This is a genomic window from Litchfieldia salsa, assembly GCF_900104555.1.
Lineage (GTDB): Bacteria > Bacillota > Bacilli > Bacillales > Bacillaceae_L > Litchfieldia > Litchfieldia salsa.
The window spans coordinates 1-12,484 of the sequence record NZ_FNJU01000010.1 but is presented as its reverse complement, the minus strand read 5'-3'; the positions used below and the strand labels follow the sequence as shown (position 1 = coordinate 12,484).

Annotated in this window: 12 protein-coding genes; 11 read left to right on the top strand and 1 reads right to left on the bottom strand. The window is 36.7% G+C overall.

Going from position 1 to position 12,484, the window contains the following annotated elements:
* The first annotated feature begins 96 nt into the window (after positions 1-96).
* From BLQ56_RS16830 to BLQ56_RS16790, 9 genes are all read left to right on the top strand, one after another.
* On the top strand, positions 97-1,098 hold the full coding sequence (locus BLQ56_RS16830) for a glycosyltransferase family 4 protein (protein ID WP_090856985.1): 1,002 nt from the start codon (positions 97-99) through the stop codon (positions 1,096-1,098).
* 66 nt (positions 1,099-1,164) lie between these two features.
* Complete coding sequence (gene selD / locus BLQ56_RS16825; RefSeq protein WP_090856982.1) at positions 1,165-2,214, top strand: selenide, water dikinase SelD; 1,050 nt, start codon at positions 1,165-1,167, stop codon at positions 2,212-2,214.
* Between the two features lie 45 nt (positions 2,215-2,259).
* Positions 2,260-3,174, top strand: a complete 915-nt coding sequence (phnD, locus tag BLQ56_RS16820; RefSeq protein WP_090856979.1) for a phosphate/phosphite/phosphonate ABC transporter substrate-binding protein — start codon at positions 2,260-2,262, stop codon at positions 3,172-3,174.
* Between the two features lie 11 nt (positions 3,175-3,185).
* On the top strand, positions 3,186-3,941 hold the full coding sequence (gene phnE / locus BLQ56_RS16815) for a phosphonate ABC transporter, permease protein PhnE (protein ID WP_238457305.1): 756 nt from the start codon (positions 3,186-3,188) through the stop codon (positions 3,939-3,941).
* A gap of 40 nt (positions 3,942-3,981) precedes the next feature.
* Positions 3,982-4,749: a phosphonate ABC transporter ATP-binding protein gene (gene phnC, locus BLQ56_RS16810; protein ID WP_090856972.1), complete on the top strand. Its 768-nt coding sequence runs from the start codon at positions 3,982-3,984 to the stop codon at positions 4,747-4,749.
* Between the two features lie 107 nt (positions 4,750-4,856).
* On the top strand, positions 4,857-5,411 hold the full coding sequence (locus BLQ56_RS16805) for a polysaccharide deacetylase family protein (protein ID WP_090856969.1): 555 nt from the start codon (positions 4,857-4,859) through the stop codon (positions 5,409-5,411).
* A 112-nt stretch (positions 5,412-5,523) separates the two neighbouring features.
* The gene (locus BLQ56_RS16800; RefSeq protein WP_090856967.1) at positions 5,524-6,510 is read left to right on the top strand and encodes an LLM class flavin-dependent oxidoreductase; all 987 of its coding nucleotides are present in this window, start codon (positions 5,524-5,526) and stop codon (positions 6,508-6,510) included.
* 22 nt (positions 6,511-6,532) lie between these two features.
* Entirely contained in the window at positions 6,533-7,297 is a 765-nt protein-coding gene (gene aroD, locus BLQ56_RS16795) for a type I 3-dehydroquinate dehydratase (protein WP_090856964.1), read from the top strand.
* Between the two features lie 438 nt (positions 7,298-7,735).
* Complete coding sequence (locus BLQ56_RS16790) at positions 7,736-8,956, top strand: coiled-coil domain-containing protein (protein ID WP_238457304.1); 1,221 nt, start codon at positions 7,736-7,738, stop codon at positions 8,954-8,956.
* 73 nt (positions 8,957-9,029) lie between these two features.
* Here the strand turns inward: BLQ56_RS16790 and BLQ56_RS16785 are convergent, their stop codons facing one another.
* Positions 9,030-9,431 (bottom strand): secondary thiamine-phosphate synthase enzyme YjbQ, encoded by a 402-nt coding sequence (locus BLQ56_RS16785; protein WP_090856962.1) that lies wholly within the window; start codon positions 9,429-9,431, stop codon positions 9,030-9,032.
* 276 nt (positions 9,432-9,707) lie between these two features.
* On the opposite strand from BLQ56_RS16785, the gene BLQ56_RS16780 reads away from it, so the two are divergent.
* Together BLQ56_RS16780 and BLQ56_RS16775 are read left to right on the top strand one after the other, a co-directional pair.
* Positions 9,708-11,129 carry a DHA2 family efflux MFS transporter permease subunit gene (locus tag BLQ56_RS16780; RefSeq protein WP_386756475.1) on the top strand — a complete coding sequence of 474 codons (1,422 nt, stop codon included), beginning with the start codon at positions 9,708-9,710 and terminating at the stop codon, positions 11,127-11,129.
* Between the two features lie 111 nt (positions 11,130-11,240).
* Positions 11,241-12,167 carry a dipeptidase gene (locus tag BLQ56_RS16775; RefSeq protein WP_090856957.1) on the top strand — a complete coding sequence of 309 codons (927 nt, stop codon included), beginning with the start codon at positions 11,241-11,243 and terminating at the stop codon, positions 12,165-12,167.
* The last annotated feature ends 317 nt before the right edge of the window (positions 12,168-12,484 follow it).

Genomic DNA, 12,484 nt, shown 5'->3' with positions numbered 1-12,484 from the left:
GTGTGACAAATAGAAATAGTTTAGTGATAATTGATGCAGACTTATAAGGTAGAAATTATCTTTAGTTATATATTAAGTTAATAAAGGATGGAACCAATGAAAGTTGTATTAGCCACCCCAAATTTTCACCAACCACGTGGAAATACAGTAACTGTGAAAAGAATCTCAGATAGCCTTCAGAAAAAGGGTGTGGAAACAGAGATTGTGTCAATGACTGAAGACTCTTCAATCACTTCACTTCCTAGAGCAGATATTGTGCATGGTTTCAACGCGTATAAGTTCTACAAGTTCAAGGAGAAGCTTGTACATAAGATTGATCCGTATATCTTGTCAATTACAGGAACAGATTTAAATCATGATTTGTTTGATCAAAATAAGCGATCGGACATGATAAAATCTTTAACAGAGGCAAAGGCAATTCATGTTTTTGATGATGAAGCAAAGCAGGTTTTAGTTAATGAAGTAAATGGAATTCAAGATAAAATCATCACCATCGCTCAAGGTACTAGCGATTTTCCTGTAATGGACCTTCATCTAAGAAAAGATAAGGACACTTTCTTATTTTTACTTCCAGCTGGAATTCGCAAGGTAAAAAACATCCCTTTTGCCATTAACATGTTGAAGAAATTACACGATAAAATCCCTAATATCCGACTTTGGATTATTGGTCCAATAATTGAAGAAGATGAGGGGGATTTAGTTAATGAATTAGTAAAGCAGAACAAAGAGTGGATTAGCTATTTAGGGCAATATCCACACTCTAGTATGGGATCGATTTATAGAGAGTGTGATGCTGTATTAAATACATCTCATTCTGAAGGTCAGTCTGCCGCGATCCTTGAGGCGATGGAGAATGGTCTTCCTGTTTTAGTATCAAATAATCAAGGAAATATAAATTTGGTTTCGCATGAAGAGAATGGGCTAGTTTATAATGACCAAAGTCAATTTCTTGATTTTGCGGAGAGACTAGTGAATAATAACGAATTGAGGGCGAAGCTTGGTGAACGTGCTAAAGCGTATATTTCTAGAAACCATTCTGGTAAATATGAGGTAGAAGCATTTCTCAAGATTTACAAAAACGTTCTTAACTTAGCTTAACTTGTAATCAAAGTGAATCTATAGAGCCTTATGGATGAACTTATTATATTTAGAGGAGTGAACATAATGTCAAAAGAAGAAATCGTTAAATTAACTTCTTTATCGTCAAAAGGTGGTTGAGGATGCAAAATTGGTCCTGAGGACCTGGCGCAGGTTCTGCGTCATTTACCAAAATCCGTTCCTGATCCAAATTTATTAGTAGGTCTAGATACATCAGATGATGCTGGAGTCTACAAGATTAATGAAGAAACTGCACTAGTTCAAACATTGGATTTCTTTACACCAATCGTTGATGATCCATATATGTTTGGCCAAATTGCTGCAGCAAATTCGTTAAGTGATGTTTACGCAATGGGTGGAAAGCCAATTACCGTAATGAACATTGTTGGATTTCCAATCAATACATTAGATAAAAGCATACTAGCTGATATTTTATGTGGAGCAGCAGATAAAGTTAGAGAATCTGGTGCTGTGTTAGTAGGTGGTCATTCGATTGATGATAACGAACCGAAATTTGGTTTGTCTGTTACAGGTATTGTCCATCCAGATCGAATTCGAGCAAATGCAGGGGTAAAGCCTGGTGACCGTCTCATTTTAACTAAACCAATCGGTGTAGGCATTTTGACGACTGCAATTAAGAGAGATCTTTTATCAAAAGAAAGCTTAGAAGAAGTAATGAACGTAATGGCAACTTTAAATAAAGATGCAGCCGAAGCAATGGAAGCTTATGATGTTAGTGCTTGTACAGATATAACTGGCTTTGGTTTACTAGGTCACACGTTAGAGATGGCTGAAGGTAGTAATGTTGGAATTACCATTCATAGTAAGGATGTACCTGTTTTATCTGGAACAAGAGAGCTAGCTGAACAGAATATTATCCCTGGTGGAACCAGAAAGAATCATAAATGGATTGCAGATCGAGTTCATTATGCGGCAAGTGTGAGTGAAATTGACCAACTTATACTTTGTGATGCCGTCACATCTGGTGGTTTGTTGATTTCCGTATCAGAAGAAAGTGCAGAAGCACTCCAAAAATCTCTTTTAGAGAGAAATGTTCAGTCCGCAATTATTGGTGTTGCAACTGAAGATTCACCAGGTAAAATTAAAGTCATTTAAGGGCTCGAGTTTGAGTCCTTTTTTACAATAGGGGGATATAAGGTGATGAAAAAATATTTAATGCTACTAATAACTAGTTGTTTTATTTTTGTGTTAGCTGCATGTGGAGCAACAGGCGAAGGAACAGAGTCGACTGGTGAAGATGCTAAGCAAACTGAACAAGTTGAAGATTTTACAATTGGGGTCATTCCTTCTCAAACAGAAGGCTCAATGGAAGAAGGAATGGAAAAGTTACAAGCGATTTTAACAGAAGAACTGGATCGTCCAGTCAAAGTAGATATTTATCCAGATTATAACGGTGTGGTTGAGGCGATGAATTACGACAAAATTGATATGGCCTATTTCGGCCCGTTAACATATGTTGTCGCACATGCCAACAGTGGAGCTAAAGCAATCATTACTCAATTAATCGATGGAGAACCATTTTACCATTCTTATATCATTACACATGTAGATAACCCATGGAATTCATTAGAGGATTTATTAGCTCAAAAGGAAGAGGTTGACTTTGCGTTTGGTGATATCAACTCTACATCAGGTTCATTAATACCAGGGATTGAACTTCAAGATCGTGGTGTGTTTGTGTCTGAGGATGAGCATCAATTTAAAACGGTACGTTACACAGGTTCACATGATGCAACAGCATTAGCGATTCAAAACAAGCAAGTGACTGCTGGAGCTATTGATAGTGCGATTTACAATCAGTTGGTTGAAGCAGGTAAGGTCGATGGCGAACAAATTAAGACGATTTGGGAGTCAGATCCATTGTTCCAATATCCATGGGCAGTGCACGCAGATACAGATGAAGAAACAATCGGCAAACTACAAGCTGCATTCTTAGCAATTGAAGATCCAGTCGTATTAGATGCTTTTGGTGCAACAGGCTTCACAGAAGCAAAGGATGAGGATTATGAGAGTATCCGACAAGCTGCAATTAAAGAAGGAATTATCAACGAATAGAGCTGATGATAGTGTGGTTTAAAAAGCGTCAAATTTTCACGATTATTCTTTTAGTCGTTTTTATTAGCTATAGTATGAAGCTGACAGAATTTGATTTATCAAAATTCAGGGATTTTCATAACATGATTGATTTTCTGTCACATTGGTTTCCGATGAATCTAGAAAATCTACCAAGAGTAATCGCAGTTAGTTTAGAAACGTTGGCAATGGCGTTTCTAGGTAGTTTTTTTGGGTTACTTATAGCAATACCGATTAGTTTTATCGCTGCTAAAAATACAGCACCTTCAGGAATTTTATATCATATTTCAAGAACGGTCCTAAGCTTTGTACGATCAATACCGGAAATTGTGTTTGGGCTTATTTTATTAACTGCTCTCGGACTTGGCCCTTTCCCGGCTGTCCTAGCCATTATGTTTCATAATGTCGGTGTATTAGGGAAATTGATTTCAGAGCTAATTGAAGCAGCAGAACCAGGTCCTCAAGAGGCGATGAAAGCAGTTGGAGCAAAAAATTGGTTTGGTGCGTTGTTTAGCATCCTGCCACAAATTTGGCCAAATGTCCTTTCTAGTTATTTTTACCGGTTTGAAGTAGCAATCAGAACCTCTCTCATTCTTGGATTTATTGGGGGTGGAGGGATTGGACAACGATTGTTTAATGATTTCAAAACCTTCCAATACTCATCCGTTTCCCTTGATGTACTAGTGATCATGATTATTGTCATCCTAGTTGACTTATTAGGAAGCTATGTGAGGAACAAAGTGATATAATGACTTATTTTAAATAGAGAAATCGAGAGAAGGTGACCTCATGATTGAGATTAAGAATTTATCTGTTCGCTATCACAATAGTACAAATGATGCTTTAAAGAACATCAATCTGACTGTTGAAAAAGGGGACTTTATCTGTGTACTTGGTAAGAGTGGGGCTGGAAAATCAACCTTGATACGTTGCTTGAATGGCTTACAAAAACCAACAAACGGTGAAGTTTACTGGAATGGTGAACCAATGTCTACGAAAAATGAGGAACAAATAAGGGTGGTTAGAAGAGAAATGGGAATGATTTTTCAACATTTCAATCTGATCCCACGTCTCTCGGTTTTTCAAAATGTGTTAACAGGTCTTTTTGGCTATCGAAATTCCTTTAAAAACTTGATTGGTTGGTATAATTCTGAAGAGCTAAAAGAAGCAAAACAAGTGATTTCTGACGTTGGACTAAGTGAATTTCTCGATCGTAGAGTAGAACACTTGAGTGGAGGGCAAAAGCAACGAGTGGGTATTGCACGTGCAATTCTACAACAGCCTAAGGTACTTCTTGGAGATGAACCGGTTGCAAGTCTTGACCCTGGTACTTCAAATCATGTCTTCAAACTTTTGAAAGAGATGCATCTTCGTCTCCAACTGTTAACAGTCATTAATGTCCATGATGTTACATTAGCCAAACGTTATGCGACAAGAATTATCGCCTTAAAAAATGGTGAACTGCTATTTGATGGGACACCGGACGAATTTACAGATCGAATCTATCACGAAGTATACGAATCAGAGGTAGAGAAAAGCTTGTCCTATATCACATAATCTAAGACTTTTGTGAAAAGAGGTGTGATTGTATGATCAAAACACCATGAGTATGTGACCAAACACAGGTCGTGTACGACTCTGAAGATAAGAATGTTTTAATTAAAATGAAACATGATGGTCAAAAGAAGGTTTACTTAACCATAGATGATGGACCAAGCAAGGTACTGCCACAAATATTGGATATATTAAAGGATGAAAATGTACCTGCCATCTTCTTTTGGCAATCTCGCTTGATTTATGATGAGCGTCCCTGGAAAAGAGTACTTGATGAAGGGCATTTGATCGGAACTCACTCAACAAAGCATAAGAATTTAGTCAAACTTTCTTATGCTGAACAATACCATGATATTGATCAAAGTGTAAAAAAACTTGAGCAAGTAATAGGGACAAAAGTGAAGTATTTCCGTCCACCATATGGACAGTATAATCAAGATACAATTGATGTAGCAAATAAGCTACAACTCACTACTGTAATGTGGAGAATTGCATCAATGGATTGGGAGCATAAGAAAGATCCACAACAAATCATTTCACATGTTATCAACCATTTAGAAGATGGAGCCATCATACTTATCCATGAACTAAGTCAAACACTAGAAATTCTCCCACAATTAATTAAGGAAGTAAAAGACAAAGGATACAGTTTTTCTAAATTTTAGACTGTTCGTCTTTTAATCACCCTAAATCATGCCTAGTTTCACTCTTGTTTCGAACTTTGTTTGTTTCGAAAAAAAGTGGCACTAGGCAATTTTATTATCGGAGGGGAAAAGCATGAACTTGAGTGTACTGGACCAATCAGTTATTCGTAAAGGATCGAATGCAACTGAGACCTTCAAAGAAACCGTTCAATTAGCAAAAAGAGCAGAACAGTTAGGATATACTCGGTTTTGGGTGGCAGAGCATCATAATACAAATGGGATTGCAGGCTCATCACCTGAAGTGCTCATTTCTCATATCGCATCACAGACTAATCGTATTCGAGTAGGGTCTGGAGGAGTCCTACTACCACAGTATAGTCCATATAAGGTAGCGGAAAACTTTAAGGTGCTTGAAGCACTTTTTCCTGGTCGAATTGACCTTGGTATAGGGCGGTCACCAGGTGGATCACCCAATACTAGGTTAGCATTAACAGATGGTGTAACGAAAAGTTTAAATGAGTTCCCCAGACAAATTAAACAGCTCCAAACTTATCTCGACCATAACATAAAGGATGCAGACGAAGTATTGGCCACCCCATTTATTGATACAGCAGCTGAGGTTTGGATTTTAGGAATAACACATCGAGGTGCAAGAGTGGCTGCAGAGCATGGGACTGCCTTTACATATGGTCAGTTTATCAATCCTGAGAATGGGAAAAGATCACTGGATTATTATCATACTCATTTTCAACCATCCTCTACGTTAAAAAAACCAACGACCAATGTCTGCGTTTTTGTGGTTTGTGCTCCTACAGATGAACAAGCAGAAGAATTGGCTTTGAGTCAACACCTATGGCTTCTTGCAGTTGGGGGAAGTAGGAAAGATATTCGTATTCCTTCGATTGAAGAAGCGAAAAAAAGGTTCTTATCGAGGGAAGAACAAGCTATAATCAAAGAAAATAGAAAACGAATGATCATAGGCTCCCCTACAAAGGTAAGAGAAGAGTTACTTAGACTTAGTGATCATTACCAAAATGATGAATTTATGGTGATTACCAATATCTATGACTTTCAAGCGAAAGTGCGGTCTTATGAGTTGCTAGCAGAAATGTTTTTATAACTGGTGGAAGGCGGTATCTAAAATGAATAAAACAATCGAGATAAAAGGGGTTATGATTGGAGAAGGAGCACCTAAGATCTGTGTTTCAATGATTGGCAGGACACTTCAAGAATTAAGAGACGAAGCAACTGAACTCCAAAACCTAGATGTAGATATTGTGGAATGGAGGGTAGATTTCTTTGCAAATGTTGAGAATTTGGACTGTGTCAATGAAGCACTTCAGGAAATTCGAAAAATCCTACATAACAAACCACTTGTTTTTACATTCAGAAGTGCAAAAGAGGGCGGAGAAAAAGAGGTTAGCTCTGCTTTTTATTTTGAGTTGAAAAAGATGGTTGCAGAATCAGGATTAGTTGATCTCATTGATGTTGAATTATTTAACGAGGAACAAGAGATAAGAGAAATCATAGAACTTGCACAAGAGAAAAAGATGTATGTGATTCTATCTAATCATGATTTTGAAAAAACACCAGCTAAAGAAGAAATTGTATCTAGATTAAAGAGGGCTCAGAAATTGGGTGCAGATATACCTAAAATTGCTGTGATGCCACAAACTACGTCAGATGTACTTACATTATTAGATGCTACATTAACGATGAGTGAGCAATTTGCAGATCGTCCAATCATTACCATGTCGATGGCAGGAAAGGGCGTTATTAGTCGCTTAGCAGGAGAAGTTTTTGGCTCAAGCGTAACTTTTGGTGCAGTAAAGAAAGCATCTGCACCTGGACAGGTAGAGATAGCGAAATTAAGACAGACCTTAACACTATTAAACCAAAGTTTGTAATGTAAGGAGTACGCCGACAGTGGTGTACTCTTTTTGTATGCTAATTATTACAAATAATTACAAATACTGCATCGTTACTTTTAAATGAAACATTTTTTTAAAATATCAATACTGTTCATAAAGAGTAATAACAGAGAATTAGCTAGTTTTTTATCATATATTTTGAATAATATTTGAACAGAATCACTTTTTTTACAACTGTATTATAACTGTAATATTTTGATAACAATTTTGTCTTTTTATGATGATATACTACTAATTGTGGATATTCTTAGCTTATTGTTGAAAAATATGCAATAATAGATTTTGGAAAGATTATTTTTACTAGATTTCCTTTTTTTAGTCTTCGTTCATAGATTAATAGATTTCTAATTTTTACTATATCCATTAATGAAATTCCTTTAATAAATTTATTCATTTTAGAAAGTAGGGGAAAGTGTGTTCAGGAAGAAACTCGTAGTAATAAACACAGCAATCGTTATAGGATTAAGTTCTTTTGCAATGCCAACAGTATTTGCCGAAACACCAACTCAAATCAATGAAGAAAGAAGTGCGATTCAATCAGAACTGAATGAAGCGGTTGAACATCTAATGACAATCCAGGTAGAGCTGGATGCAATGAGTGAACAGTTTAATAGAGTCGATAAAGCAGTGGCAGATAATGAAAAGATGATAGCGGATACAAAAAAAGAAATTGAAACGGTAGAACTTGAAATCAAAGCATTAGAAGAAGAAATGGCAGTTCTACAAGAAACAATTGACCAACGATTTAACATTTTGAAAGAGCGTGCCATTACATTACAACAATCAGGTGGAAGTGCTAGTTATTTAGAGGTGATCGTTGGTTCAACAAGTTTTAATGATTTTGTTGACCGCGTTTTTGCAGTATTAACGATTGCACAAGCTGATACAGATCTATTAAAGCAACAAAAAGCAGATCAAAAGGAACTTGAAGAGAAACAAGGATCTGTTGAAAAAAAATTAGAAGATTTAACGAGCAAGAAAGTTGAACTTGAAGGAATGCAGGCTCAAATTCTTGAACAGAAAAAACAAAATGATCTGCTTAAAAATGAACTTGAAGGAAAAAGAAGAGAAAGTCAAAGTTTTTTAGCAGACTTACAGAAGAAGGATCGTGACCTAGCAGCAAAAGCAGCAAGCATGCAACAAAGTAAGAGTAAATCGGAAAATAGCTCATCCACATCACAAGTTACTAATATTGAGACAACTCAAGAAGTGAGTGGTGTGATTTCTGAGAGTAGTTCTAGTGGAAATAAAAGTTTAAATGAAGCAATTTCTAGTTCTTATAGGTACATAGGTAATTCAGTGTATGTATTTGGTGGAGGACGAAATTCATATGACATAACCAATGGTAGATTTGATTGTTCAGGATTTGTATCATATGTATTTTCGCAAGCTGGTATTAGAGTTGGTGCAAGTACAAGCTCATTAAGATATGCAGGACAACAAATTCCTACAAATCAAATGCAATATGGAGATCTAGTTTTCTTTGATACATATAAGAAAGATGGTCATGTTGGTATTTATGTTGGCGGTGGGAAATTTATTGGTTCACAAAATAGTACAGGTGTAGCTGTGGCAGATATGACGTCAGGTTATTGGAAGCAAAAGTTTAATGGAAGAGTTGTTCGTGTAAACTAATTTTTCCTTAGTATTTCTTCCCATAAGAAAGTGTCCGATAGATACTAGATCTAGTATCTATCGGACACTTTTTTTATGATAAAGCCTTTACGACGAATGTTCGATCTCTTCGTGGACCATCAAATTCGCAAAAATATACACCCTGCCAAGTTCCGAGTAAAAGTCTACCCCCAGAAATAATAAGAGTTTGAGAATGTCCTACAGTACTTGTTTTAAGATGGGAAGCTGTATTTCCCTCCATATGAAGATCCTTAGGATGATTCCAAGGATACACTTCATCTAACCTCATTAACATATCTGTTTTCACATCAGGATCAGCATTTTCATTAACAGTGATCCCTGCAGTAGTATGTAACGATGTAACCACAAGAATTCCTTCTTTAAGCCCCTGTTCCCTAATCCATTCGTTAATGGTTGATGTAATCTCTATCATTTGATCTCTCATTTTCGTATTTAATTTAAATCGTTTTTCCATTAATTTGCCCTCCTAGTTTAACTCGACTAACTCTATTATAAGATCTTTCAGCAACTGTTCATAGACTCTAACATACTGGTTAATAGTTTATCTTCTTCCACTTACTGGTAAGCAAAATACTTTAAACTTTTACGAAAATGAAATATATTAAAACTTATGCTTTATATAAAAAGGGTATAATGTAATATGTTTCAAAAACAAGGAGGGGTATTTGTGAGTGGATCAAATAGTACTAGTATACATAATGAAATCACTGAAATAAAAAGAGCACCCATTATGATTTCGTTAATTATGGGAGCTTTTTTTGCGATATTAAACGAAACGTTGTTAAATGTAGCGTTTACTGATTTAATTGTTGAATTTAATGTTTCGGCTCCGACCATTCAATGGCTTGCAACTGGCTTCATGTTAGTTGTCGGGATACTTGTCCCAATCACAGCACTATTAACAGGCTGGTTTACAACAAGACAGATGTTTATCGGTGCAATGATCCTATTCACAATAGGAACAATTATTTGTGGCTTTGCACCTAATTTTTCATTCTTATTACTAGGTCGTCTCATTCAAGCAGGTGGAACTGGATTATTGATGCCAGTTATGATGAATACAATTCTGCTAATCTATCCACCTCATAAGCGTGGTGGGGCTATGGGAACAATAGGGTTAGTCATCATGTTTGCCCCAGCCATAGGACCAACGCTTTCAGGAATCATTCTTGAAGCTCTAAATTGGCGCTGGCTCTTCTTTATTGTTCTACCGTTTGCCGTGTTTTCAATTGTATTTGCATCGATTTACTTGAAAAATGTTTCAGAAGTCACTAAACCTAAAGTTGATTTCATTTCAGTTATTCTATCTACTTTAGGCTTTGGTGGAATTGTGTTTGGTTTTAGTAGTGCTGGTGAAGGGAGTGGAGGCTGGACTCATCCAGAAGTTTATATTTCTGTCATCGTAGGTATCGTTTCACTCATTCTTTTTGTAATTAGACAATTACGCTTAGAAGAACCAATGCTAGATGTCAGGGTTTTTAAATATCCGATGTTTGCTTTAACTGCGGTTTTACTCATCATTACAATGATGACTCTATTCTCGACGATTATACTACTTCCTATGCTTTTAAGAGGAGGATTGGCGTTTACTGCATTTATGACAGGAATTGCCTTATTACCAGGAGGATTAATCAATGGATTGATATCTCCGATTACAGGTAAACTTTTTGATAAGTTTGGTCCTCGTAAATTAGTGATCCCAGGAACCATTATTTTAGTGGTGATCATGTATTTATTCTCGAATGTGACAAAAGAGACATCAATTATTACATTCATCGTTTTACACACTTTATTATCAATCGGAATTGCGATGATTATGATGCCAACTCAAACGAATGGATTAAATGAGCTAACTAGAAATCACTATTCACATGGTACGGCCATACTTAATACACTACAACAGGTTGCTGCAGCAATCGGGGTTGCATTTTTTATTAGCATCATGTCGACTGGTCAATCTAGATATTTAAGTGGCGTGGATGATCCAACATCAGCTAATGAAATTGCCAACTCAATGATATCAGGAGTACAGATGGCCTTTACTGTTGGACTGGTTTTTGCAATCATTGGATTAATCTTATCTTTCTTTATAAAAAGAACCGTTGCTCCAGACTATGTAGAAAACGAGCCAGTACAGAAACCGTTACACTAAAGAACAAGCCTCTAAAAGATGATGCAGAGTTATCTATTAGGGGCTTATTTTAATATATCAAACCTGTATACGATATAATATGGATAATACATCCAAAAATGAGGTGACTAGATGAATATTATCGATTTACACTGTGATGCACTTCTTAAGTTATACGAAGGGAGAGGCATGGTATCTTTTGTTGACTCTACTCGATTAGAAACAAATAAACAAAGATTAAAAGTAGGAAAAGTAAAGGTTCAGTGTTTTGCTATTTTTATCGAGCCTGATATGAAATCAGACGAAAAGTTCCAAGCCGCTCTCGATCAAATCGAATATTTTTATTCTGAAGTATTAGGGAAGAACCCAGAGATGAAGCATATCAAAAATTGGGAGGATTTTGATACATTAGAAGATCATGAAATTGGAGCAATGCTCACACTTGAGGGTGTTGATGCGATAGGAAATGATCTTCAAAAGCTCAGTCTTTTATTCCAATTAGGTGTTCGTTCTGTTGGACTAACTTGGAACAACGCAAACCTAGCAGCAGATGGTGCGGGTGAACCTAGAGGAGGAGGACTCACAATCCTAGGTCGTGAAATTGTCCAGTTTAATAATAAACATAAGGTCTTAACAGATGTGTCTCATTTGAGTGAAAGAGCATTTTGGGATGTAATGGAAATGGCAGATTATCCAATTGCGAGTCACTCTAATGCTAGAGAACTATGTGATCATCCTCGAAATTTAACAGATCAGCAGGCAAGAGAGATGTTTTTAAAAGGTGGTTTAATTCATGTAGTTTATAACCCACCATTTATTAAACAAGAAGGAGAAGCCACGATCGTAGATTTAATCAAGCATATTGACCATTTTTGTAGCTTAGGTGGTATGAACCAAATTGGGTTAGGGTCTGACTTTGATGGAATCAGCACATTTGTTACTGACTTAGAAGATGCCTCTAAAAGTCAAAACCTAGTGAACGAACTTCTGAAATATTACTCTGAAGATCAAGTAAAAGGATTTGCATATCAAAACTTTCTAAACAACCGCCCCCTATAATAATAAAATGCTGTTTTCTCAAAGTTTAATTAGTGTTAGTTATACAACATTGAAATGATAGTTATAAGCAGGCTGAATACACGTAGACTCCTGCGGGACCAGTGGCCAAAGTGAGACCCCACAGGAGCAAGCGACGAGGAGGCTCACTGGTCACCCGCCGGACGCGGAGTGTATTCAGACTGCGGATTTAAAAGCAGCTAGTCAGGGTCCTCCAGCCACTTTTCGGGGCTGATCAAGGCGCTTCCGCTTTTCTTGGTGTCTAGCTCCAGCGCCTAGCCCCTCGGGGTCATAAGTCAAATCACTTCAGAAATCAAGAT

What these genes read in the sequence shown, in the direction of transcription:
- aroD (WP_090856964.1), top strand. Translation starts at nt 6,533, where the DNA reads ATGAATAAAACAATCGAGATAAAAGGGGTTATGATTGGAGAAGGAGCA.
- BLQ56_RS16830 (WP_090856985.1), top strand. Translation starts at nt 97, where the DNA reads ATGAAAGTTGTATTAGCCACCCCAAATTTTCACCAACCACGTGGAAAT.
- phnD (WP_090856979.1), top strand. Translation starts at nt 2,260, where the DNA reads ATGAAAAAATATTTAATGCTACTAATAACTAGTTGTTTTATTTTTGTG.
- BLQ56_RS16805 (WP_090856969.1), top strand. Translation starts at nt 4,857, where the DNA reads ATGAAACATGATGGTCAAAAGAAGGTTTACTTAACCATAGATGATGGA.
- BLQ56_RS16775 (WP_090856957.1), top strand. Translation starts at nt 11,241, where the DNA reads ATGAATATTATCGATTTACACTGTGATGCACTTCTTAAGTTATACGAA.
- phnC (WP_090856972.1), top strand. Translation starts at nt 3,982, where the DNA reads ATGATTGAGATTAAGAATTTATCTGTTCGCTATCACAATAGTACAAAT.
- BLQ56_RS16800 (WP_090856967.1), top strand. Translation starts at nt 5,524, where the DNA reads ATGAACTTGAGTGTACTGGACCAATCAGTTATTCGTAAAGGATCGAAT.
- BLQ56_RS16785 (WP_090856962.1), bottom strand. Translation starts at nt 9,431, where the DNA reads ATGGAAAAACGATTTAAATTAAATACGAAAATGAGAGATCAAATGATA.
- BLQ56_RS16780 (WP_386756475.1), top strand. Translation starts at nt 9,708, where the DNA reads ATGATTTCGTTAATTATGGGAGCTTTTTTTGCGATATTAAACGAAACG.